This is a genomic window from Algimonas porphyrae (genome assembly GCF_041429795.1).
GTDB classification, from domain to species: Bacteria; Pseudomonadota; Alphaproteobacteria; order Caulobacterales; family Maricaulaceae; genus Litorimonas; species Litorimonas porphyrae.
Genome location: NZ_CP163424.1, coordinates 1,383,700 through 1,405,395, shown reverse-complemented (window position 1 = coordinate 1,405,395; position 21,696 = coordinate 1,383,700). Strand labels below are relative to the sequence as shown.

General features: G+C 58.9%; 21 protein-coding genes. 12 read left to right on the top strand and 9 right to left on the bottom strand.

From position 1 onward, the window contains the following. Window positions 1-31: 31 nt before the first annotated feature. On the bottom strand, window positions 32-2,215 hold the full coding sequence (locus AB6B39_RS06800) for a TonB-dependent receptor (protein WP_284369397.1): 2,184 nt from the start codon (window positions 2,213-2,215) through the stop codon (window positions 32-34). 198 nt (window positions 2,216-2,413) lie between these two features. On the opposite strand from AB6B39_RS06800, the gene AB6B39_RS06795 reads away from it, so the two are divergent. The 7 genes from AB6B39_RS06795 to AB6B39_RS06765 all read left to right on the top strand — a co-directional run bounded on the left by AB6B39_RS06795 (window position 2,414) and on the right by AB6B39_RS06765 (window position 8,265). After that, the gene (locus AB6B39_RS06795) at window positions 2,414-2,863 is read left to right on the top strand and encodes a hypothetical protein (protein ID WP_284369399.1); all 450 of its coding nucleotides are present in this window, start codon (window positions 2,414-2,416) and stop codon (window positions 2,861-2,863) included. Window positions 2,864-2,941: 78 nt separating this feature from the next. Then, on the top strand, window positions 2,942-4,519 hold the full coding sequence (locus AB6B39_RS06790) for an FAD-binding oxidoreductase (RefSeq protein ID WP_284369401.1): 1,578 nt from the start codon (window positions 2,942-2,944) through the stop codon (window positions 4,517-4,519). 2 nt (window positions 4,520-4,521) lie between these two features. Continuing rightward, on the top strand, window positions 4,522-5,403 hold the full coding sequence (locus tag AB6B39_RS06785; protein ID WP_284369403.1) for a hypothetical protein: 882 nt from the start codon (window positions 4,522-4,524) through the stop codon (window positions 5,401-5,403). Next, window positions 5,400-6,392 (top strand): MDR family NADP-dependent oxidoreductase, encoded by a 993-nt coding sequence (locus AB6B39_RS06780; RefSeq protein WP_284369405.1) that lies wholly within the window; start codon window positions 5,400-5,402, stop codon window positions 6,390-6,392. Before AB6B39_RS06785 ends, AB6B39_RS06780 begins: the two co-directional genes overlap by 4 nt. Continuing rightward, complete coding sequence (locus tag AB6B39_RS06775) at window positions 6,389-7,114, top strand: hypothetical protein (RefSeq protein WP_284369407.1); 726 nt, start codon at window positions 6,389-6,391, stop codon at window positions 7,112-7,114. The genes AB6B39_RS06780 and AB6B39_RS06775 overlap by 4 nt, the downstream gene beginning before the upstream one ends. Beyond that, window positions 7,111-7,782, top strand: a complete 672-nt coding sequence (locus AB6B39_RS06770; RefSeq protein ID WP_284369409.1) for a hypothetical protein — start codon at window positions 7,111-7,113, stop codon at window positions 7,780-7,782. Before AB6B39_RS06775 ends, AB6B39_RS06770 begins: the two co-directional genes overlap by 4 nt. Before the next feature lie 135 nt (window positions 7,783-7,917). Continuing rightward, complete coding sequence (locus tag AB6B39_RS06765; RefSeq protein ID WP_284369411.1) at window positions 7,918-8,265, top strand: hypothetical protein; 348 nt, start codon at window positions 7,918-7,920, stop codon at window positions 8,263-8,265. 27 nt (window positions 8,266-8,292) lie between these two features. On the opposite strand, the gene AB6B39_RS06760 is transcribed toward AB6B39_RS06765, so the two are convergent. The 3 genes from AB6B39_RS06760 to AB6B39_RS06750 all read right to left on the bottom strand — a co-directional run bounded on the left by AB6B39_RS06760 (window position 8,293) and on the right by AB6B39_RS06750 (window position 12,662). Next, window positions 8,293-8,922 (bottom strand): VOC family protein, encoded by a 630-nt coding sequence (locus AB6B39_RS06760; RefSeq protein WP_284369413.1) that lies wholly within the window; start codon window positions 8,920-8,922, stop codon window positions 8,293-8,295. 77 nt (window positions 8,923-8,999) lie between these two features. Beyond that, entirely contained in the window at window positions 9,000-11,483 is a 2,484-nt protein-coding gene (locus AB6B39_RS06755; protein WP_284369415.1) for a TonB-dependent receptor, read from the bottom strand. A gap of 255 nt (window positions 11,484-11,738) precedes the next feature. Further along, entirely contained in the window at window positions 11,739-12,662 is a 924-nt protein-coding gene (locus tag AB6B39_RS06750) for a LysR family transcriptional regulator (protein ID WP_284369417.1), read from the bottom strand. Between the two features lie 104 nt (window positions 12,663-12,766). Here AB6B39_RS06750 and AB6B39_RS06745 point away from each other — a divergent pair, with 104 nt between their 5' ends. Then, the gene (locus AB6B39_RS06745; protein WP_284369419.1) at window positions 12,767-13,363 is read left to right on the top strand and encodes an FMN-dependent NADH-azoreductase; all 597 of its coding nucleotides are present in this window, start codon (window positions 12,767-12,769) and stop codon (window positions 13,361-13,363) included. Window positions 13,364-13,405: 42 nt separating this feature from the next. Then, the gene (locus AB6B39_RS06740; protein WP_284369421.1) at window positions 13,406-14,239 is read left to right on the top strand and encodes a pirin family protein; all 834 of its coding nucleotides are present in this window, start codon (window positions 13,406-13,408) and stop codon (window positions 14,237-14,239) included. Here AB6B39_RS06740 and AB6B39_RS06735 read toward each other — a convergent pair. Beyond that, window positions 14,221-15,081 carry a DMT family transporter gene (locus tag AB6B39_RS06735; RefSeq protein ID WP_284369423.1) on the bottom strand — a complete coding sequence of 287 codons (861 nt, stop codon included), beginning with the start codon at window positions 15,079-15,081 and terminating at the stop codon, window positions 14,221-14,223. The two genes, AB6B39_RS06740 and AB6B39_RS06735, sit on opposite strands and share 19 nt — an antisense overlap. Window positions 15,082-15,217: 136 nt before the next feature. Here AB6B39_RS06735 and AB6B39_RS06730 point away from each other — a divergent pair, with 136 nt between their 5' ends. Together AB6B39_RS06730 and AB6B39_RS06725 are read left to right on the top strand one after the other, a co-directional pair. Further along, complete coding sequence (locus AB6B39_RS06730) at window positions 15,218-15,847, top strand: glutathione S-transferase N-terminal domain-containing protein (RefSeq protein WP_284369425.1); 630 nt, start codon at window positions 15,218-15,220, stop codon at window positions 15,845-15,847. Window positions 15,848-15,934: 87 nt separating this feature from the next. Beyond that, window positions 15,935-16,435 carry a demethoxyubiquinone hydroxylase family protein gene (locus tag AB6B39_RS06725; protein WP_284369427.1) on the top strand — a complete coding sequence of 167 codons (501 nt, stop codon included), beginning with the start codon at window positions 15,935-15,937 and terminating at the stop codon, window positions 16,433-16,435. 139 nt (window positions 16,436-16,574) lie between these two features. Here AB6B39_RS06725 and AB6B39_RS06720 read toward each other — a convergent pair whose 3' ends face one another. The 4 genes from AB6B39_RS06720 to AB6B39_RS06705 all read right to left on the bottom strand — a co-directional run bounded on the left by AB6B39_RS06720 (window position 16,575) and on the right by AB6B39_RS06705 (window position 19,977). After that, window positions 16,575-17,981, bottom strand: coding sequence for an NAD(P)(+) transhydrogenase (Re/Si-specific) subunit beta (locus AB6B39_RS06720; protein WP_371398760.1), 1,407 nt, complete (start codon window positions 17,979-17,981; stop codon window positions 16,575-16,577). A gap of 4 nt (window positions 17,982-17,985) precedes the next feature. Then, window positions 17,986-18,315 (bottom strand): proton-translocating transhydrogenase family protein, encoded by a 330-nt coding sequence (locus AB6B39_RS06715; protein WP_284369431.1) that lies wholly within the window; start codon window positions 18,313-18,315, stop codon window positions 17,986-17,988. An 86-nt stretch (window positions 18,316-18,401) separates the two neighbouring features. Continuing rightward, window positions 18,402-19,535 carry a Re/Si-specific NAD(P)(+) transhydrogenase subunit alpha gene (locus AB6B39_RS06710; protein ID WP_284369433.1) on the bottom strand — a complete coding sequence of 378 codons (1,134 nt, stop codon included), beginning with the start codon at window positions 19,533-19,535 and terminating at the stop codon, window positions 18,402-18,404. 148 nt (window positions 19,536-19,683) lie between these two features. After that, window positions 19,684-19,977 carry an aa3-type cytochrome c oxidase subunit IV gene (locus tag AB6B39_RS06705; RefSeq protein ID WP_284369436.1) on the bottom strand — a complete coding sequence of 98 codons (294 nt, stop codon included), beginning with the start codon at window positions 19,975-19,977 and terminating at the stop codon, window positions 19,684-19,686. Between the two features lie 229 nt (window positions 19,978-20,206). On the opposite strand from AB6B39_RS06705, the gene AB6B39_RS06700 reads away from it, so the two are divergent. Further along, a complete protein-coding gene (locus tag AB6B39_RS06700) occupies window positions 20,207-21,667 on the top strand; it encodes a sigma-54-dependent transcriptional regulator (RefSeq protein WP_371398728.1) in 1,461 nt (486 codons plus the stop codon). The last annotated feature ends 29 nt before the right edge of the window (window positions 21,668-21,696 follow it).

Below are 21,696 nucleotides of genomic sequence, written 5' to 3'. Positions count from 1 at the left end.
TGCCTTGTATCAATCGGGCGATGCCGGACCCCTAGAATTCAAAACCGAAGTCGATCCCGTAGGTCATCGGTTCAGCCGCATAGACAGCGTTTCCGGTCGCCGTACCAGCCCGGAAATATTCCCGGTCGGTCAGATTACGCGCCCAGACGGCGACATTCCAGAATGCATCGTCAGGCTTGTAGGCGATGCGGCCATTGAGCAGGTCCGGTGCGTCCGTAGCGGCGCTGAACGGGGCATTGGCAACCAGATTGAAACTGTCCGACTCGAAGCTGATATCGCCCGAGAATGTGAGTATGCCATTAGCGAAAGGCTGATTGTAGATGGCACCGATATTGGCCTTGAAGGACGGCGCATTTTTCAGCTCCAGATCCTGCGCGCAATCGACTGTGGCGACCCCGCCCGGACAATTGGCTGCGCCAAGCGCGCCGAGCAGGCTTTGTGCCTGTAACAGCGAGAGTTGCTCATATTCGCCGTCCAGCAAACCCAGATTGGCGTTCAGTTCGAACCGTTCGTTCGGCGCGAAGGTGAAATCGAACTCGAACCCTGAAATCTTGGTTTCGTCGACATTGAAGCGTGTGAAACCAAGCCCTGGCACGGTCGCCGCAATCTGCAGATCGTCATACTGGCTGTTGAAATAGGTACCGTTCAGACGAACGCGGTCGTCAGCCAGACGCGACTTGAAGCCCAGTTCGATCGTCCCGACCTCTTCCTCCGTGACCGGCAGGAAGCAGGCCACCGGGCTGAAGCAATCGGGAGAAACCGCAGCGCCCTTGAACCCCGTGGCATAGGACGCGAACAGCAGAATATCCTCATTGACGTCATAGTCGACCTTCGCCGTATAGCTGACATTACTGCCACCGACATCAACGGCATTGGTCAGGCCCGAGCTGAAAGCGATGCCTTCGAAGTCACGGTTTTCATCCGTATAGCGCAGGCCGCCCGTCAGCGTGAAATCGCCGGCCCGATACTCCCCCTGACCGAAGATCGCGAAGCTTTCCACATCCGCTGCCACCCGGAACGGGAAGACGAAGGCTGTATCCAGATTCAGGTCTTCCTTGAAGTAATAGACACCAGAGACAAAATTGAACGGACCGTCGAAGTTGGACGAGGCCGTGACTTCCTGGCTCAACTGCTCCTGATCCGTATCCTCCAGATAGGGAAAGCCAATATGTGATGACAGGCTGTCATCCAGACGGCGGAAGGCCGAAGTCGACTGGATCGTGAACATGCCGATATCGCCAGTCAGCTGCGCCGACAGACCGCGGCTCTTGGTTTCATTGGTGAAACCGGCAAAGCAGCCAACCGGACGGGTGAACTGGAACGGGCCGGCCGGTGCGGTCGGTTGTGTCGCCCCATCGTTGAAACAGGCCGTTCCCGGTGCGGGTTCAATTGTGAACAGATCACCATCAGCGTCGAGCGTGTCGACAATGGAGGACGGGATAGGGTCGCTATCATCATCCGTATAATCGCCGGTGATCAGCAGGTTCCAGTTCCCAAAATCCTGACTCAGAGAGGCGCGAACAGCCATCGTATCAAGCTGACCAATATTCTCATAAACAGCATTTCCAAAGCTGGGACCCGGCGCAATATCGAAAAATCCGTCGCGCGTTCGGTAAAGTCCCGAAACGCGAATAGCCGTACTGTCAGAGATCGGCATATTGACTACGCCCTTGAGGTCCAGGCGTTCATTATTGCCGATGGTCAGCTTGCCATTGGCGGCAAAACCTTCCGTGTCCGGACGCTTGGACGTAATCTTGATCGCACCGCCATTGCTGTTGCGACCGTAAAGCGTGCCCTGCGGTCCGCGCAGAACCTCGATTTGCTCCAGATCGACCAGGTCGAACAGGGAACCGACAAGACGGCCCATATAGACGCCGTCCACATAGGTGCCGACCGCCGGTTCGACGAGACCGCGGGATTCGTCCTCACCAATGCCGCGCAGAAAAATCCGCGCTGCGTTGGACGTGCCCGTATTGGTGCCGAGATTGAGGTTCGGAACGTAAGCCTGAAGATCGAGCGTGTCCTCGATCTGACGCACTTCCAGATCCTCGGCGCTGAGCACCGTCAGGGACACAGGAACGTCCTGCGCCGTTTCGGCCCGCCGCTGGGCAGTCGTGATTACTTCGTCGATCTGTCCGAACGCATGTGTCGGCAACAGCATCGCCCCAGCCAGGGCTGCGGCTGACGCTGTGCGGATGAGGAAAGAGTTGGTCATGTGGTGCTCCTAAAAACCGTCGCGCAGTCCGTTCCGGTTGCACGTCAAATAATGTTTGCGGTCCCCGGAGCGGGTTTTCTGCGACCCGTCTCCCCTGCGCCTGATTGCCTCAGACACCCTCGCCTAAGGTCGGTCGATATGTCGCGTTCTTGACATGGAACAAAATCCTGACCTGTTTTCGCGCGAACTGTTGCAAACATGTCTCAGCACGCCGCTTTCCACGATGCCATGCCAGCCATGCGGGCCCATGAAGGGTGCTGGACCGGGCAATACATCCATCTTGACACGAATGCGGTCGAGCTGGAGCGGCACGACAGTCACGTGACCTGCGAATTTCCGGATGATGGACCGTTCGCCTACATCCAGCACAATATATTCACCCATGCGGACGGACGTATCGACAAAGCCCGACTGGACGGCACCTTCAGAGACGGTCGGCTCTGGTGGGATACGCCGACATTTTCAGGATCGGCCTGGGAGACGAAGGACGGTGTGATCCTGCTGCACCTGGACCGGAAAGATCTTGTCGGGGTGAAATTCTGGGAAATCATTCTTCCCCCCGTCAACAATATCCGTTCTCGAACCTGGCACTTCGTCAAGGAAGGAGCGCTGATCCGTCGCACGCTCTGCGAGGAACGCCGGATCTGAGAAAGAGAGTGATTTGCGTTCCCGTAGCGATTGACGCACGCCAAGACACCCCGTCCGATCACGGATAGAAACACTGCCATGAACAAGCCCCTTATCGACAGCCTGACACAACTTCTCGGAGCGGACGGGCTGTCCGACCGGGAGGCCGACCGCGCTTTGTTTTCAGAGGATATCTGGGCCAAGGGTGAACTGGCAGACTTCGTCATATCGCCTCGCACGACGGAGCAGCTTGCGGAAGCCGTGCGTGTGGCGCACCGGGCGAAAATACGCCTCAACCCACGTGGCGGTGGCATGAGCTATACCAAGGGTTACACACCGGATCGTGACGGCGTGGCGATGCTCGACCTGTCGCAGATGACGGATATTATCGAGATCAACGAAGCCGACATGACTGTCACAGTGCAGGCCGGGGTGACATGGGCGCAGCTTTACGACGCGCTATCGGCAAAAGGCCTGCGCACACCGTTCTGGGGCCCGCTATCCGGCCTGACGTCGACCATTGGTGGCGGCCTGTCGCAGAATAATGCTTTTTTCGGAGCGGGCGCGCACGGCCCATCGACTGATTCTGTTACATCGCTGACCGTCGTACTCGCGGACGGCACGATTGTCAGAACCGGCACAGCGGCCAGCGAAAAAGGCAAGCCGTTCTGGCGGCAATATGGCCCGGATCTGACGGGTTTGTTTTTGTCTGATGCCGGGAGTTTCGGCTACAAGGCCGAAGCGACCCTGCGTCTGATACCCCTGCCCACGCATGAAGATCACGCTAGTTTCGAATTCGACGACGCGTCCAGCTGGTCGAAAGCCATGGCCGAAATGGGCCGCCTTGGCTTTGCCTGCGAACTGTTCGGCTTCGACCCGAACCTGCAGGTCGTACGCATGACGCGTGCTAGCCTAGCCTCCGATTTCAAGACGCTAGGGAATGTCGTGACCAAGGCCAAGGGCGGACTGCTCAGGGGAATCAAGGACGGTGCCAAGGTCGTTCTGTCAGGCCGCAGCTTCATGGACGACGCTGCCTACAGCCTTCACTGGATGGTCGAAGGCTATAGTGAGGGCGAAGTCGCCGGCAAGATGCGCCGCCTGAAGGAAATCGTGTCTCGTCACGCGGGACGCGAAATCGAAAATTCGATCCCGAAAATCATGCGCACCAATCCGTTCGGCCCGCTCAATTCCATTCTGGGTCCGCAGGGCGAGCGCTGGGTTCCCATTCACGGCATCGTCCCGATGGGCGACGGCCCAGCCTGCGTTGCTGCGATGGACGCCATGTTCGCGACGATGAAGCCGGAGCTCGACAAGCATGACATTGTTACCGGCTATCTGCTCACCACATTATCGACCAACGGCTTTCTGGTGGAGCCTGTCTTCATCTGGCCCGAGGAAATCCATCCGATCCATGAACAGACGGTCGAACCCGGCGTCCTCAAACGCGCGAAACGGTTCGAAGCCAATCCGGAGGCGACTGCACTGGTGACCCAGGCGCGCCAGAATGTGATGGACATTTTCACCGACTTCGGTGCTGCCCACTTCCAGATCGGGCGGACCTATCCCTACCACGACAATATGTCCGAGGAGGCGAAGTCCGTGCTGGAAGGCATCAAGGCGCTGCTGGACCCTGACGGCCTCGTCAATGCCGGGGCTCTCGGATTGAACAGGGCCTGAGCATGCATCTGATCCGCGCAGCCACACTGACGTCATCGGACCTTGACCGATCCATCGACTGGTACCGGACCTGGCTGGACTATGAGCTGGTCGAGGATGACGTGCTCGACGCGGATCACGCAGAGAGCTGGCACGTTGCCAAGCTTGTCGGAAGACGTCAGGTGACATTGCGACCGGCATCCGGTCGCCCGGTCTATCTGCGTTTCGTCGCACAATCCGCGCATCCGGATTACGAACCGCTGAAAAGCTATGGCTGGAATGCTGTCGAGATCTGCACCCAGGACACTGACGCGGTCAATGCCCGCATGATTGACAGCCCGTTCACGATCATCGGCCCGCCCAAGAAGATCGCTGGGCTGGATTCGATCTATCCGATGCAGGTCATGGGACCTGACCGGGAAGTCGTCTATCTTACACAGATCAATGGCGACCTGCCCGAATATGATCTGCCGCGAGCGCAAAGCCTGATCGATAGTCTGTTTATCCTCGTCACAGGATCGAATGACATGCAGCGCGAACTCGACTGGTTGCGCGACAGTGTCGGTCTGTCGCCAGGCCGGTCGATGGCGATCAACTATACAATGATCAACAAGGCCCATGGCCTGCCCGACGGAACCCAGCATGAATTGGCCACTGTGAAGCATGAGCGCGATTGCTTTCTGGAGGTCGATCAATATCCGGACGGGGCGACAGACCGCCCGCGTCGTGACGGCGAACTTTATCCCGGTATCGCGCTCGCCACCTTGCAGCATCCCGACTTCGATGCCGTGCTGAACCGCACGGGCGCGGTCGCATATACGCTGTCGGGCATTGTCTATGCCGGAAAGCGTGCCTTCACCCTCACATCCCCCAACGGGACCCTTTACGAGATTGTCGAACCATGAAGCAGGCCGTTCTCAGATACGCACTGACCGACAAACCCACAGCGGCGGACTTCGCCCTGATCGATGTCGCTGCGCCGGAATGCCCGGACGGCGGTATCTTGGCTCAGGTCCGCTACATTTCTCTGGATCCTTATGTCGGGACGCGTCTGCGGGGACAGCATATGGGCGAGGCTGCGCCTGAGCCCGGTGCCGGATTGATCCCGGGCGCTGTCGTCGCAGAAGTGATCGAGAGCCGTTCCGACAAGGCGAAGCCCGGTCAGTTCATTCACGCCATGGATGGCGGCTGGGTCGAAGCCGTCGCCCTGAGCAATGCGCAGTTTCAAGTCGTCGATCCGGATGCCGCGCCACTGGAATCCTATGTGGGGGTGCTGGGCATGCCCGGCCTGACAGCGTGGGCAGGCGTGACGCAGCTGGCCAGGATCAAGTCCGGCGATACATTCATGGTCGACGCGGCCTCCGGCCCGGTCGGCGCGACTGCGGCACAGATCGCCAGAACACGCGGGGCCGGGAGGACCATCGGCATTGCCGGCGGACCTGAGAAATGCAGCCTGGCCGTAACACGGTTCGGGTTCGATCGCTGTCTGGATTACAAGTCCGATGGCTGGACGGATCAGCTCGCCGACGCCCTGCCCGACGGCCTGGATGTCCATTTCGAGAATGTCGGCGACCAGATGCTCGGCATCGCCATGCAGCATCTCAATCTCTATGGACGAGTGGTTCTGTGCGGTCTCGCCGCCCATTATCATGGCGGGCCGGCTGCCATGACGTCGGTCGGCATTATTATCGGCAAACGCGCGCAGGTTTCGGGTCTCGTCGTCTATGACTTTTACAACCGCTGGGATGAATTTCGCGCTGAGGTCGCACCGCACGTCAAATCCGGAGCCATTGCCTATATCCACGATCAGGTCGACGGGCTGGCAGGAGCAGGCGGTCTGATGGAACGGCTCGTGCGCGGCCAGAATGTCGGAAAGGCAGTCGTGAAATTATGAGAACGCATCAGACCTGGCGCGGACGCATCGCCTACACATCGAAAAAACCCGACCGGATGGATGAAGATCGCGGTCGTGAAACTTTTACGCTACACGAACAGACCGACGGCACATCGGTCCTGCATGCTCATACCGAAATCGACGACGCGCCGGACGTACTGCGCGACGTGGTGGCGAGCTTCGAAACCGATACGCTGGCCCCAATTGACGGCTTTTCCCGCCTCTCCGTTGGCGGCGTCTATGAAGGATGCGGCTGGTTCCAGTTCGATGCAGGCCATGCCCGGTTCAAGGGGCATAACTCCAAGCTCGGTCCGAACAGCAGGGAGATCGCGCTGACGTCTCGAACACCCTGGTTCGGCCATCATGCCATCATCAATGACGGATTTCTGGGTCGCCTTTTCCCCATGGATGCCAAACCCGGCAAGATCAGCCTGAAACAAGTGATGATGAGTTCGCCCGACCATCGCGGTGCGACGGGACCAGAACTGTTCCCGCTCGATTTCGGCATTGTCTATGAAGGCGACGAAACCGTGAGAGTCGGAGCCGGCACATTCGAAGCACGGAAATTCTCCATCGTCGACACGGCCGAAGGACTCCCGGAGGAACATCCGCCTTACGAGATGTGGTGCGCCAAAACTCCGCAGGGCTTTTTCCTGCAGGGCGGCGTCGCCGGCTACATGATGACTTGGTACGAATTGGTCGAGCTGGACCGGCTGCCATGATCGACCTTTACGCCCTCGCCCTCTTCTTCCACATCCTGCTCTATGTTTTCTGGCTTGGAGGCGATCTCGGTGTCGCCGTGCTGGGCGGGCAGTTCCGCAAGCGCGATGCCTATACGATGGACCAGCGCCTTGCTCTGCTGAAGGTACTGGTCATGGTCGATATGGGACCGCGAACGGCTTGGGCGCTCATGGTCGGCAGTTCGATCTCCCTGGCCCATCTCGGCGGATACTGGCCGTTGCCACTCTGGGCGCTAAGCCTCGCATGGGCTATATCCGGACTCTGGCTCTACCTTGTCTGGGCCGCTTATAAAGCCGGACAGACGCCGAAGGCAGCGAAACTCCGTAAGGTGGAAATGGTGCTGAAATGGGCGCTATCGGCTGGATATCTCTATCTGGGATTTGTCAGCCTCGTGCTCGACGATCCGATCGTTCCGGACTGGCTGGCTTGGAAGGCGCTACTGTTCGGCCTGATTTTTATCGCCGCCATTCTGATCGACGTGCGGTTCAAACCTGTCGGACCGGCCTTGATGAGCCTGATCGAAAAAGGCTCGTCCGATGAAACCGAATTACCCCTGCGCGCATTGATGGACCGGTCCCGTTTCTGGGTGCGCGTGACCTATCTTTTACTCGTGATCATCGGATTCGTGGGAACGACGAAGTTCCTCTGAACTGAAATTTAACCTAACTCATGTTGAATTGTTTCAAATCGACCGGAACAGAATCGCAGTCGCATGTATTTTGTTTGGGTATAGACGGCGAAATATCGCTGCATGTGAATGGGAACGGTGACGATGGCGTATCGCGTGATGATATTGGAGGACGATCCATTCATCGCGCTCGACATGGAAAATGTCATGGAAGATGCGGGCTACGATATCGCCGGTCCCGTCGCCACAGTTCCCGAAGCTCTGAAACTGATCCGGGACGAACCGGACAAGCGGCCGGATTGCGCTCTTCTGGATTTCAACGTCACGGGCGGGACCACGGAATTCGTTGCGCGGGAACTGGCCCGGATAGGCGTTCCCTTCATGTTTGTCACGGGCAATGCAGACGATGTCCGGGAAACCCTGCCAGAATATGATCCGCTGATCCGCTCCAAACCCGTTCAGATCGAACGGGTTGTCAAGGACGTTGCTACGCTTCTGGGCTAACCAATCCGCTCTGATCGCCCCGACTGTTTATTCGGCACTGCCATCGCGGTTATAATTGTCGCGGTCCAGCACCTTGTTCAGTTCCATGAAATAGCCGTCCCGGTCGAACAAATAGCATGTTCGCACAACGATCGGATCTCCCCCTGCGCGCGCCGGATAGGTTGTGTTGGAAGCGGGCATGGTCATGTAGATGCCCGGCAACGCAGCCGCCGCATCGCAATGTTCGTCGACATTTTCCGTGTTAAAAACCAGAATGGCATCGCCCACGCCCATGCGCCGTCGGGGTTCAGGCGTCGGTAGCACCGGGTCAAGCCATTGCAGAAGACCGATCCAGCCGACCCAGCTATCATTGGATGACAGCAGAACCAGACGCGCCGTCGCTCCCGGTTCCCCGGCAGGCAATGCAACGCCGCTCATCGTGACCTCCGTGTCGTAATTGACCTCAAACCCCAGCACGTCCCGATAGAGCTTCAGACTTTCGTCCATATCCGAAACGATCAGCGAGGTGCGGCGCAGATCGGTGGGGAAAGCCTGCGCCCCCGCATCCGGGGCCGCGACCTTGGTCGCGCGCTCAACTTCATTTTCCGTAATGGTCTGCGTTGCCTGGGAACAGGCCGTCGCCATCACCAGTGCCGACGCGATTATGAACTGTTTCATCGTCTTCTTCCCCTGAAATGAGAAAGCCCGGAACGCGTGTGCCGGGCTTTCTTCCTTATATGGTGTGCAGGTCGGTCCTAGAAATCGACCTGAATGCGGGCGCCGATCTGGCGACCCCGGCGATAGGACAGGAAGGTTGAGCGTGGGCCCGTGACATTCCGGTCAATGGAGGTCGCGCCCGGGATCTGCGAGCTGATCGTATTGAAGCCCTCGAGCAGATCAAACCAACGGGTCGCAGCCGGTGGCGTCCGCTCATCCGTAAGATTACGACCGAAGATTTCGAGCCGGATATTGTCATAGGTGACACCGATCTGACCCGACAGGATGTTCGTCGCGCCCGTTTCCATCAGATTGTGAACCTGGATGAATTTGGAACTTTCATGCGTGAAGTCCGCATTGATGAAGCCATTCATCGAGTCGGTGATCGGGAAGTTGGCCTGCGTGTAGAGCGAGACCTGATGCTCCGACGTCAGCGGCACTTTATTCCCCGAAATATCGCATGACAGGTTCCCCGTGAACAGACCGTCAGGATCATATGTCGGGACCGTCGGATTGGCTGACCCGCGGATCGTTCCCGTTGTCGGCGGGTTGGTCCGGTCGAACGCGGCAATCAGATAACCGCCAGAATTCAGCGTGAACTGGAAGTCGTCACAGCCCGAGGTGAATTCTGCATCCGTCCAGGCATAGGAACCGCCGACGCGCAGATAATCGCTCAGATCATAGCTGCCTTCGAATTCCAGGCCCATGATTTCGGCATTACCCTGGTTCGTGGCCACGGAGTTGACATTGCCACCCGCGATAGCCGCCACAGGCGTTGTCAGCTGATATTGCGAAATATCGTTGAGATAGCCCGACAGGGTGAAACGGCCATTATCGAGGAATCGGCCTTTCAGACCCAGTTCGAAAGCATCGACATTTTCTGGTTCATAGAATTCATCGCCTGAAGCGACACCGATCGATCCGTTGACCCCACCCGGCTTCACGCCGCGCGCATAGGAACCATAGGTCGAGAAATCATCGCTAATGTCGTAGGACAGAATGGCCTTATAGACGAAATCATCAAAGGTGACGCTCTGATCGTAAGCTGCCGTTGTCGCCCCGCCAAATTCCTGACGGCCTTTGGTTTCTTCCTGATAACGACCTTCCAGCGAGACGGTCAGCGCGTCTGACATGTCGAAGTCGAGCGTGCCGAAGACGGCCTTGTTCTCGATCGTCAGCGTATTGCTCGGTGCCAGGCCCAGACGGTCATCCGCGGTGCGGCGAGACAGAGCGCCGGACTGGCCCTCATTTGTCTGGTCGTAATAATAACCGCCAACCGATGCGCGGACACGCTTGGCTGGATCCGTACTCAGGCGTGCTTCGAGGGAAATATCCTCGACCTCGCCCGTATCTGTCGTGTTCAGAAACGCATTATCCGTCGGGATCGAGAAGAAAGGACTGATCGCGACGAAGTTGATACCGCCGACCTGATGATCTGAATCGGAGCCCGTCAGCAGATCCTGTTTGCGGTAACCTGCCGACATCGTCAGATCCCATCCGCTGTCGAACTGATGCTCGAACAGCGCCGTGCCGAAGACCATTTGCCGTTCCACACCGAGGAACGGCGTTCCATTGATATCCTGTGCCGGATCGAGATCTTCAAATTGGGAGAGTTCACCACAGAAATACTGGAAGTTGCTGTCCGTCGTCACCGTATTCGGGAAAATTCCCGCAAATGGGGGCGGGGGCAAAAATGGCGGCAGCGGATTGAGATTGGGGTCGTAGTAGGCACCCGAGCGGTAACCCGGAGAACAGTTGTTCTGCTCAGCCCCGATCAGACGGAATGGGCGCGCACTGTCTTCATCATCGGCATAGCCAAGGCGGAAGATCGCCGTGGTCGATTCGCTGAAATTCACGTCCATCGTCGCGTTCAGATTGAGAGACTGTTCCTCGCCCATCTGCCGCCCATTGTCGGCGGCGTTTTTCCAGGCACTGTCACCGCCATATTCGTAATAGCGGCCTGAGAGCGAGAAGCCCCACACATCTTCAATCAGCGACTGTGAAATCCGGCCATAGACCTGATACTCGTCATCCTCGGCCACAATGGCTTCGAATGAACCTTCCGTCCCTGAACTGCTGGGCCGCTTGGTGATGAAGTTGATCGCCCCGGAATAGGTATTCCGGCCATAAAGCGCCGATTGCGGACCTTTCACGACTTCGACGCGCTCGACATTGCGGATGTCCAGCGCTTGCAGATCACCCGAATAATAGACCCCGTCAACGAAGTAGGCTGCACCCGCTTCAACGCCGAATTGCACGCCCGCCAGGATATTGGCAGCGCCGCGAATAACGGGGCGTTCTGTTGTCCGGCCGAAAGCGTTGGAGAAGGAGAAGCCAGCCGTATGGCGGGCAATATCGTCAACGCTCTGGATCCCCAGATTTTCGATCTGGGCTTCCGACAGAGCCGTCACCGCCACAGGGGCTTCCAGTAATGTCTCTGAGACCCGACGGGCTGTCACGATGATCTCATCATCGACCAGTTGCGCCATGGCGGGCGAGACAGTCAGCAGTGCCAGTGCCACGGCTGAGGCGCCCCCCGTGAGCCCGGCGCGGATGCTTTTGTTCTTACGACGTATTTTTGTAGTCACTGTTTAGGTCCCCTTTCACAGTCCATTTGTGACAAACCTATGTCGGTCCTTGGCGCACGCCATTTGACGTAAATCATGTCGACCGACTTGAGGGGCAAAAGGCGCGCAACTGTAGCAACAAGGTCACAGTTTCGTCGCGACGAGACAGTAATTGAGTCTCGCTGCGCCTTCTGGTTGTGGGACGGGCTGCTAGTTGCTGCGCTTGAGGCCTTCGAGGGACCAAGGCGGACGCCCCTCGAACCGCGCGACCAGCGAGTCGACAAGCACCCGGACTCGCCGCGCAAGGTGGCGTTGCGGTGGCCAGACGGCATAGACACTCGGCGCGTCGAAAACATATCCGGGCAGAAGCTGCACCAGATGCCCAGCGCGGACATCGTCGCACAGAATGAAGTCGGGCTCGATCACCAGACCCAGTCCGGCCTTTGCTGCGTCGCGCAAAAAGTCACCATTACTGGCTCGCATCACCGGGTCCAGACTGACGGAGTGGCGAGATCCGTCAGGCGCGAGGAATGACCAGCTTTTTCCCTGTCGCAATCCATAACGCAGCTCGGCCGCTCCACGCAGATCGTCAGGCGTCTCGATGGAGGCATGGTTTTTCAGCCAGTCTGGCGAGGCGGCGCAGACCATGCGAACATCGCCTAGCTTTCGCGCCACGAGCGCGCTGTCATCAAGTCTGCCAATCCGGATGGCGATGTCGAAGCCATCGGCGATAAGATCAATTTTGCGGTCTGAAAAATCGACATCAAGCCTTATATCCGGATGATCACGCTGAAAGTCGATCAGGGCCGGTCCCAGCTGCGTGAGCCCGAATGAGAGGGGCGCGGCAATCCGAATGGGGCCAGCCAAGGCGCAGTCCGCTCCGCTAACCTCATCCTCCATGTCACGCCAATCGCGGATCAGAGACTGCGCACGGCCATAATAGCTGCGCCCGGCATCTGTCAGCGACAGAGTCCGCGTCGACCGATTCAGCAGCTTTGTACCCAGCCGTGCTTCCAATGCCTTGATCCGGCGCGAGACGACCGACTTGTCCAGAGACAATGTATCCGCCGCGCCTGTGATGCTCCCGGCTTCCACTGTGGCAACGAGAATCTGTGCTTCAATGAACCGGTCCATACGTTGCACATATTGCAACAATGACTTGCAAACAAGCAGACTTATAAGATTAACGACAACACCTAATTAGGGTTCATACAAACGCAGCTTGTCAGGAGCCTTCCATGTCACATCCCCTATCCATCCTTCGCGTTGACTCCTCGGCCCGCCAAGAAGGATCCGTCAGCCGGGACCTCGCCGATCTATTCATCGACCAGATTGCCGAAACCCGCCCCGTTCATGTCCGCACAAGAGATGTGAGCACCGGCCTACCCGTCGTCACAGCCGATTGGGTCAACGCCAATTTCACGCCGGAGGCTGAGCGGACAAACGCGCAGACATCCACTCTCAATGGATCGGACAGTCTGATCGATGAAATCGACCAAGCCGATCTGCTCGTCATCAGCCTTCCGATCTATAATTTCGGGGTCCCGGCTTCGCTGAAGCTCTGGATCGATCAGATTGCGCGGGCAGGAAAAACCTTCCGCTATACGGAAAACGGCCCGGTCGGCCTGCTCTCCGGTAAGCGCGCCGTCATTCTGGTCGCGTCAGGCGGCACAAAGGTCGGCAGCGAGATCGATTTCGCCACACCCTATCTGCGTCATGTGATGGGCTTCATCGGAATCACGGATGTCGAAATCTTAGTCGCAGACCAGCTCATGATGAACGGCGCAGACAAGGTCGAAAAGACCCGGACGCAGGTTCGCACACTCGCAGCCTGACGCCAGTCCAGACGACCCTTATATAGACTTAGAGAGGATTTCATGATGACCCGAAGAACAGCCATCGCCACAGCCGCAGCTGCAAGCGCAGCATCGGCCCAGGCCAATCTAGCCCAGGCAACATCAGCCGTGGCAAACCCCAACGACCGGATACCCGCCCGAGGCGCTTTGGCGTCCGGACTGACCCTGCGGCCTGCAGAAGCCCGCGGCAAAGCCGATCATGGCTGGCTGCGCTCTGCGCACAGCTTTTCCTTCGCCAATTATTTCGATCCCGAGCATATGGGTTTCGAGGCCCTGCGCGTTATCAATGATGACTGGGTTGCGGGCGGCGGTGGCTTTCCCATGCATCCGCATCGGGACGCGGAGATCTTCTCCTACGTGCTGAAAGGCGGGCTGCAGCACCGTGACTCCATGGGCAACGGGTCGACCGTGCAGGCAGGCGGCGTGCAATATATGAGCGCAGGCTCTGGCGTGACCCATAGTGAGTTCAACCCGTCGCAGGACGCGCCGATGCAGTTCCTGCAGGTCTGGCTTCTGCCCAATGTGCAAGGCGCGGAACCACGCTACGATACCATGGACATCAGCTCGAAGGACAAGGACGGCAAGCTGTCCCTTTTCCTGTCGCCCGACGGGCGGGACGGCTCCATGGCAATGCGCGCAGACGCCGACATCTATGCGGCAACGCTCCAAGGTGATCAGACCATCGATCACATGATGGGTGATGGGACGCGCGGTTGGATCCAAATCGCAGAGGGTTCTGTCACGGTTAACGGCGCAGCGCTACGCCGGGGCGACGGGTTGGCCATACGCGAGGCCGGTCGCCTCGAATTCCGCGACGGCGAAGACGCCGAACTACTCTATTTCGAGTTTGCGTAAGCAGACCGACCCAGAATGGCGAGCGCGATTCCGATAAGGATGATCGCGCTCGCCAGCACGAAACGGATCGTCAGTGGTTCGCTCAACAGAACAACACCGCCCAGCGCGGACAGTGGCGGCACGGCGAGCTGAACGATGCCCCCCCGCGTCGCACTCAAACCTTTCAGTGCGCGGTACCAGACAGCATAGCCCAGACCCGACGTCAGCGCGCCCGAGGCAATGGCTAGAATCACGCCGGACGTCGACAGATGCATCTCGACAGGGACCAGAACGGCAAGCGCGTAAACCGGCACACCGAGAAGGGCAGCACGAGCAAAATTCCCGGCGGTCACCTCCGTCGGCCGTCCCGCTGCGCGTCCCAGCAGGGAATAGATGCCCCAACCGACACCCGACAAAATCATGGCGACAGCCGCAAGCGGATCAGGTCGGGACAATCCCGGCAGCAACAGCCAGACCAGACCGCACAGGGCGAGACCGACGCCGACCAACTGCGCCGGACCCATCCGTTCACCTGACCGAAACCCCCAGCCAATCATGGTGATCTGTACGCTGGCGAACAGGATCAACGCGCCCATGCCCGTATCCAGCCGGAGATAAGCGAGTGAAAAGAGCGCGGCATATGCCAGCAGGGACAGCGCCCCGCTCCAGCGTCCGGTCCGGACCGTCCGGCCAATGCCGACAAGGGCCGCCAGAACCAACGCACCAGACAGGATGCGGATTGCCGTAAACGAGACGACATCAATACTGCCGCCGACCAGAGCGAGACGTGCAAGCACGGAATTTCCCGCAAAGGCGATCAGGGCGAACCCTGTCAGCCAGATGGTCTGTCGCAGCGAAATCATGCGCGCCCTTAGGCGCGTTTGGACGCGCCGTCTTCTCAGCTTTCAGTGATCGCCATGCGAGCCACCCGCTATCGCAAGGCTTGCGGTCACGCTCGTTTCACGCAACGTAAGTCATGAAACGACTGAAGGATCCGTGATGAAACTCTACACCATGGCTGGCACCTGCGCGCTGGCACCAAACATTGCGGTGGCGTGGAAGGATGCGCCCATCGAGATCGTCAATCTGGAACGTGGCGAGCATAAGGGTGAGGCCTATCTTTCCATCAATCCGCGCGGACAGGTGCCGGCGCTGGTGTTCGATGACGGCGATGTGCTGACTGAGGCGACGGCAATCCTCGACTATATCGGCACGACTTACGGCAATGATCCGGCCTTCGGACGCGATCACCCCCTGGGCCGCAAGGAGGCCGAAGCCCTCTCCTACCTCTCATCCGAAGTCCATGCGGCCTTCAAAGGTCACTTCTCGCCCGGCACCTATGCCGATACGCCGCAAACGGAAAAGATCGTCCGCCACAAGACCTACGCCCGCCTGGACGGCTATTTCCAGCGGCTGAACGACTGGATCGCAGAGAGTGACGGCCCTTGGCTGTTGTCGCAGCGTAGCTTCGCCGACGCCTATCTCTATATCGTCATGCGCTGGATAGAGCGGACGCCGCTCAAGCTGAAAGACTATCCGAACCTCGCCGCCCATCAGCGCGCGATGGAACAGGATGACGGCGTAAAGTTGGCACTGGAGCGGCAGGGGATGAAAGGGGCAGGCGGTTAGATCGCAACGCCCACGAGTTTGTGACGCTAGTCCTGAACGTGTAGTCGGGTGATCATGTTGCGCCCTGCCAGAACTCCTTCCGAGAAAATGATCAAGGTCGACCATGCCGGCGAGAATGGAGCCGTGAACATCTATCGGGCCCAGAGGGTCGGTGCCGCCTTTCACGCCTTGTTCGGACGGGAAAACCTACGGTCTCATCTGGCCCACTTTCAGGAGCATGAAGAAGAACACCGCGCCATCTTCGCCCAATATCTCAAAGAGGCAGGCGTGCGGAGATGTGTGAGCTATCATCTTTGCGGGTTGGGTGGTTGGACGCTGGGCCTGATAACCGGGCTGATGGGTTCGCGGGACATTCACGCGACCACTTATGCTGTGGAAAGTGTTGTATTGGAGCACTTGCGACATCAGCTCGATCACCTCGGCACAGCGGATGCGAAGGCGCGGAAATGCGTTGCTGCTATCTATGAAGACGAGCTGTCACATCATGATTCTGGCCAAGCCGGGATGGGGGATAGCAGGTTGGAAAAGCTGTTGGTCGCGATCGTGAAAGCCTGCACCTCCGGCGTTATCGCGTTCGGGATGCGCTGATCGACTCAAACGCATTGAAATCACCGTGTTCAGAGCGACCCGGCACGACATGCGCCATAGAGGCGACGATCCGCTCGCAGCGCTCGCGGCGCTTTTGCTAAAATCGGTTATCAATCGATTTTCCCTCTGCGCCGGAGCACTAAAGCGCCTTGATGATCTCCTCGACCATCTTCTTGGCGTCGGACAGCAGCATCATCGTATTGTCTTCATAGAACAGGTCATTGTCGATCCCGGCATAGCCCGGCGAGAGCGAACGCTTGACGAACAGGACCGTCGCGGCCTTGTCGACATCGAGGATCGGCATACCGGCGATGGGACTTTGCGGGTCGGTCTTGGCTGCCGGATTGGTGACATCGTTGGCACCGATCACGAAGGCCACATCGGCATTCGCAAATTCGCTATTGATGTCTTCCAGCTCGAACACCTCGTCATAGGGGACATTGGCTTCGGCCAGCAGCACGTTCATGTGGCCCGGCATCCGGCCCGCCACCGGGTGGATGGCGTAGGCCACGTCGACGCCCGCTTCCTTGAGCGTATCGGCCATCTCGCGCGTCGCGTGCTGCGCCTGCGCCACGGCCAGGCCGTAGCCCGGGACAATGATGACCTTGGACGCGTTCTTCATGATGAAGGCGGCGTCTTCGGCGGAGCCTCGTTTGAAAGGCCGCTCGACCCGGTCGCCCTGTGCCGCCGCCGTATCGCCACCAAAGCCGCCAAGAATGACGGAGATGAAGCTGCGGTTCATGCCCTTGCACATGATGTAGGACAGGATCGCGCCAGAGCTACCGACCAAAGCGCCGACGATGATCAGCGCCAGATTGCCGAGTGTGAAGCCCAGCGCCGCCGCCGCCCAGCCGGAATAGCTATTCAGCATGGAGACAACGACCGGCATATCCGCGCCGCCGATGGGGATGATGAGGGTAAACCCAAGGATCAGAGTCACGCCGATCAGCGCCCACATCATCCAGGGCTCCGCGCCGCCCGTGCTCATCATCATGCCGACGAGGAAGAAGAAGGCGACGCCAAGCGCGATATTGATCAGATGTCGCGCGGGCAAGAGGATCGGCGAGCCCGACATATTGCCGTTGAGCTTCGCAAAGGCGATCAGCGAACCCGTAAAGGTGATCGCGCCGATGCCGGCGCCGAGTGATAGTTCCAGCAGGCTGCCCGCCTTCATCAGGCCGTCAGCCCCCAGAATGCCGAAACTGTGCGGCGAGAAGAAGGCCGCCAGCGCCACCAGCACGGCAGCGAGCCCGACCAGGCTGTGAAAAGCCGCTACAAGCTGCGGCATGTCCGTCATCGGGATTTTGCGCGCAATGATCGCCCCGATCACGCCCCCGACGGCCAGCCCGCCGCCTGCCAGCAGAAGCCCCTGCCCGCCCAGACCCGCGACCAGCACAGTCGTGACGATCGCAATGGCGATCCCGATCATGCCGAAATAATTGCCTCGCCTCGATGTCTCCGGAGAGGACAGGCCGCGAAGCGCGAGGATAAAGAGGATGGCGGAAACGGTATAGAGAATCGCTGCGACATCTGCGGAGAGCTGGATCACGCTAGCGTTCCTTCTTCTTGTACATGGCGAGCATGCGTTGGGTGACGAGGAAGCCGCCGAAGATATTCACCGCGCAGAGGGCGACGGCGATGACCCCGGTCCAAGTCGAGATAGGAGAGCCGCCTTTCGTCCCGGCGGCAACCGCGATCAATGCGCCCACGATAATGACTGACGAAATCGCATTCGTCACCGCCATAAGCGGCGTGTGCAGCGCGGGCGTAACCGACCAGACGACATAATAGCCAACGAAGATCGCCAGCACGAAAATGGCAAGCTGGAAGATGAGCGGCGACACATCCGCACCGCCTGCCATGATAAGTGATAGTGTCATAACCCATGTCCCCGACATTTATTGCCGGGGCCTTTCGATATCTTGTCCCTGGCCGAGGGAGGCCCCGGCAATAAATGCCGGGGACATCACTTCACCTTCAACCGCTCATTCACCACAGCGCCGTCCCGCGTCAGCGCGCTACCCTGCACGATCTCATCGTCCCAGTCCGGGACGAAGCTACCATCCTCCGCGGTCACCAGTGGCAGGAACGCTTTCAGATTGCGGGCAAACATGTTCGACGCGTCCGACGCCATGCGGGACGGCCAGTTGAGATGGCCCACGATCTGCACGCCATTCTTCGTCGTGACGATTTCGCCGGGTTTTGAGCCTTCAACATTGCCGCCACGTTCCACTGCCAGATCGACCAGCACGGAACCAGGTTTCATCGTGTCGAGCATGGCTTTCGTGACCAGTACGGGCGCGTCCCGCCCGGGGATCAGGGCGGTTGTAATAACGATGTCCTGCTTGGCAATATGGCTGGCGGTCAGTTCGGCTTGCAGCGCCTGATACTCCGCGCTCATCTGCTTGGCATAACCGCCAGCGGTTTCTGCGGCCTTGAACTCATCATTCTCGACCGCGATGAACTTCGCACCAAGGGATGCGACCTGTTCCTTAGTGGCGGGGCGCACATCGGTCGCCGTTGTCACAGCACCGAGACGCCGCGCCGTGGCGATGGCCTGCAGGCCCGCCACACCGACACCCATGATGAAAATCTTGGCTGGCGCGATCGTCCCGGCTGCCGTCATCATCATCGGCAGGGCGCGGCCATAGATACCCGCCCCTTCGACGACAGAGCGGTATCCCGCCAGATTCGATTGGCTCGATAGCACGTCCATACTTTGCGCGCGACTGATGCGCGGGATCCATTCCAGCGCGATCGCGGTGACGCCAGCCTTGGCAGCGGCCTGAACGTAATTCGGATGATCGGTCGGCGACAGCAGGCCTGTGATTGCGGCGCCCTTCTTCATCGCTGCGAGAAGTTTCACAGTGCCGCCCGTCACGGACATCACCAGATCGGCGGATTTGACGGCGGCGGTATTGGAGGCCGATAGCGACGCCCCCGCTTCCTTATAGAGCGCATCGGCGAAATCCGATGCCTTGCCTGCGCCTTTGACGACATTGACCACATGGCCATCAGCGACATAGGCCTTTACCGTGTCCGGCGTCGCCGCAACGCGGGCCTCCGCCCCGGCGGCGTCCTTCAGAACGGCAATGTGCATTCAGATCCCCTCAGCGACTCGCCCTCCTCTAAGCAATATTTTCCCGTCACTGCAAACGTTTGCAGACGAGTGGGTACAATTACCCTCAAAAAAGAGGGAGAGAGAAGATTTATTTCAAGTCATTCGCCAGAGCGAATGAAACCTGCTGCTAGAAAATCAGCGACAGTACGCCGATGACAAGGGCAAGGAAGACCGCCATACCGATCAAGACTGCGTACCACTGCGCTTTGAATTTCAAGGCAATGCCCATGATCACGCCAAGAACGACGCTGATGACCAGGGCTGTCGGCCACGCCAGATTGACACCGAAGACGAGGATCGGAAACAGCAGAGTGACGATGATCGCCGCGCCGCCATAGACAGAAAATTTCATGAACCCGCCGAACGTCTCGGAATGATCCTCAATATCCATGTCACCGCGTGTATAATGTGTATCCGCCATGGTGGAGTATCCTTCTGACAAGCGGGAAGCCTGCAATACAGGCCAGATGTCGGCTCTGACTAACAAAGGCGAAGGCCGGGTTCAACTGTTTGCACGCCTTTCCCGACAGACAATTCACCGGACCTTTACCCTATTTCTTGGCCTCACCTTCATCCCTTTTTGGCACACACCGTCCCGAACTGAGGCGCACACCCCCGATGCGCTTTGAACTGGTGAAGAGTGGAGTTTCATGTCCAAGACCGTACTTATCGTGGATGACGACCCGACACAGCGTCGCCTGTTGCAGGCCGTCGTCGAAAAAAGCGGTTTTTCCGTTCTGCAGGCCGGTGACGGCGATCAGGCAGTCGCGATCGCGACAGGGACCGGCGCGACATCGGTGGATGTCATTCTTCTGGATCTAGTCATGCCTGGCCGCAGTGGACAGGACGTTCTGGAAGAGCTGGCCAAGAGCCGCCCCGAACTGCCCGTCATTGTGCTGACCGGCAAGGGCTCGATCGAAACCGTCGTTACCGCAATGAAGAGCGGCGCGCGCGATTTCGTCGTCAAACCCGCCGCCCCCGAACGCATCATCGTCTCGATCCGCAATGCTCTGGAAATGAAGACGCTGTCGCGCGAAGTGACGCGCCTGAAGAAGGAAACGCAGGGCGGGCTGACCTTTGATGATCTGATCGGCAGTTCCGCCGCCATGCGGCCCGTCGTCGCCATGGGCGAACGCGGGGCCAAGGCCTCCATCCCGATCCTGATCGGCGGGGAGTCCGGCGTCGGCAAGGAAGTGATTGCACGCGCCATTCAGGGCGCGAGCGACCGTGCCGACAAACCCTTCATCACAGTCAATTGCGGGGCCATTCCGGAAACACTCGTCGAGAGCATCCTGTTTGGTCACGAGAAGGGCAGCTTCACCGGTGCCGACAGCAAACATCTGGGTAAATTTCAGGAAGCCCATACCGGGACCCTGTTCCTGGACGAGATCGGCGAATTGCCGCTCGACATGCAGGTTAAATTGCTGCGCGTGCTGCAGGAAGGCGAAGTCGATCCGATCGGCTCCAAGCGCCCCACAGCCGTCGACGTCCGCATCATTTCCGCGACCAATCGCGATCTGGCGGAATGCGTGGCCGAAGGAAGCTTCCGCGAAGATCTGTTTTACCGCCTGAATGTCTTCCCGATCCAGGTTCCGCCTTTGCGCGAACGCACGGAGGACATTCCATCCCTCGTCAGTCACTTCATCTCGCGCTTCAACGCGCAGGAGAAGATGAGCGTATCTGGAACCACGTCCGAGACACTGTCCCTGCTCGCCGCCCACGACTGGAAGGGTAATGTCAGGCAGCTGGAAAATACGGTTTTCCGCGCCATGATCCTCTCCGACGGTCACTTGCTGCGTCCGTCCGACTTCCCGCAGATTTCCGGTCTGACACCGGCCATGGCGCAACCCGTCGAGACCGCAGACGCGGCGCCGCTGGACCGACTGGTCCCGGAAACGGAGTCGGCGCTCGACAGTGCCGTGGCTTTGATGGACCGCGAAGGCCACCTGCGCACGCTCGAAGACATTGAGCGCGACCTGATCGCCTTCGCCATCGAAACCTATTCAGGCCACATGTCCGAAGTGGCGCGCCGGCTCGGCATCGGACGGTCGACCCTTTATCGCAAGGTGCGCGAACATGCGCTCGATGTCGAACAGATGCGGTCGGCCTAACGAAATCCTTACCCTCTCCGGGCAAGGCG

What these genes read in the sequence shown, in the direction of transcription:
- AB6B39_RS06795 (WP_284369399.1), top strand. Translation starts at nt 2,414, where the DNA reads ATGTCTCAGCACGCCGCTTTCCACGATGCCATGCCAGCCATGCGGGCC.
- AB6B39_RS06715 (WP_284369431.1), bottom strand. Translation starts at nt 18,315, where the DNA reads ATGACACTATCACTTATCATGGCAGGCGGTGCGGATGTGTCGCCGCTC.
- AB6B39_RS06725 (WP_284369427.1), top strand. Translation starts at nt 15,935, where the DNA reads ATGATCAAGGTCGACCATGCCGGCGAGAATGGAGCCGTGAACATCTAT.
- AB6B39_RS06760 (WP_284369413.1), bottom strand. Translation starts at nt 8,922, where the DNA reads ATGAAACAGTTCATAATCGCGTCGGCACTGGTGATGGCGACGGCCTGT.
- AB6B39_RS06740 (WP_284369421.1), top strand. Translation starts at nt 13,406, where the DNA reads ATGATGACCCGAAGAACAGCCATCGCCACAGCCGCAGCTGCAAGCGCA.
- AB6B39_RS06745 (WP_284369419.1), top strand. Translation starts at nt 12,767, where the DNA reads ATGTCACATCCCCTATCCATCCTTCGCGTTGACTCCTCGGCCCGCCAA.
- AB6B39_RS06710 (WP_284369433.1), bottom strand. Translation starts at nt 19,535, where the DNA reads ATGCACATTGCCGTTCTGAAGGACGCCGCCGGGGCGGAGGCCCGCGTT.
- AB6B39_RS06705 (WP_284369436.1), bottom strand. Translation starts at nt 19,977, where the DNA reads ATGGCGGATACACATTATACACGCGGTGACATGGATATTGAGGATCAT.
- AB6B39_RS06780 (WP_284369405.1), top strand. Translation starts at nt 5,400, where the DNA reads ATGAAGCAGGCCGTTCTCAGATACGCACTGACCGACAAACCCACAGCG.
- AB6B39_RS06790 (WP_284369401.1), top strand. Translation starts at nt 2,942, where the DNA reads ATGAACAAGCCCCTTATCGACAGCCTGACACAACTTCTCGGAGCGGAC.
- AB6B39_RS06730 (WP_284369425.1), top strand. Translation starts at nt 15,218, where the DNA reads ATGAAACTCTACACCATGGCTGGCACCTGCGCGCTGGCACCAAACATT.
- AB6B39_RS06735 (WP_284369423.1), bottom strand. Translation starts at nt 15,081, where the DNA reads ATGATTTCGCTGCGACAGACCATCTGGCTGACAGGGTTCGCCCTGATC.
- AB6B39_RS06800 (WP_284369397.1), bottom strand. Translation starts at nt 2,215, where the DNA reads ATGACCAACTCTTTCCTCATCCGCACAGCGTCAGCCGCAGCCCTGGCT.
- AB6B39_RS06750 (WP_284369417.1), bottom strand. Translation starts at nt 12,662, where the DNA reads ATGGACCGGTTCATTGAAGCACAGATTCTCGTTGCCACAGTGGAAGCC.
- AB6B39_RS06775 (WP_284369407.1), top strand. Translation starts at nt 6,389, where the DNA reads ATGAGAACGCATCAGACCTGGCGCGGACGCATCGCCTACACATCGAAA.
- AB6B39_RS06785 (WP_284369403.1), top strand. Translation starts at nt 4,522, where the DNA reads ATGCATCTGATCCGCGCAGCCACACTGACGTCATCGGACCTTGACCGA.
- AB6B39_RS06700 (WP_371398728.1), top strand. Translation starts at nt 20,207, where the DNA reads ATGTCCAAGACCGTACTTATCGTGGATGACGACCCGACACAGCGTCGC.
- AB6B39_RS06770 (WP_284369409.1), top strand. Translation starts at nt 7,111, where the DNA reads ATGATCGACCTTTACGCCCTCGCCCTCTTCTTCCACATCCTGCTCTAT.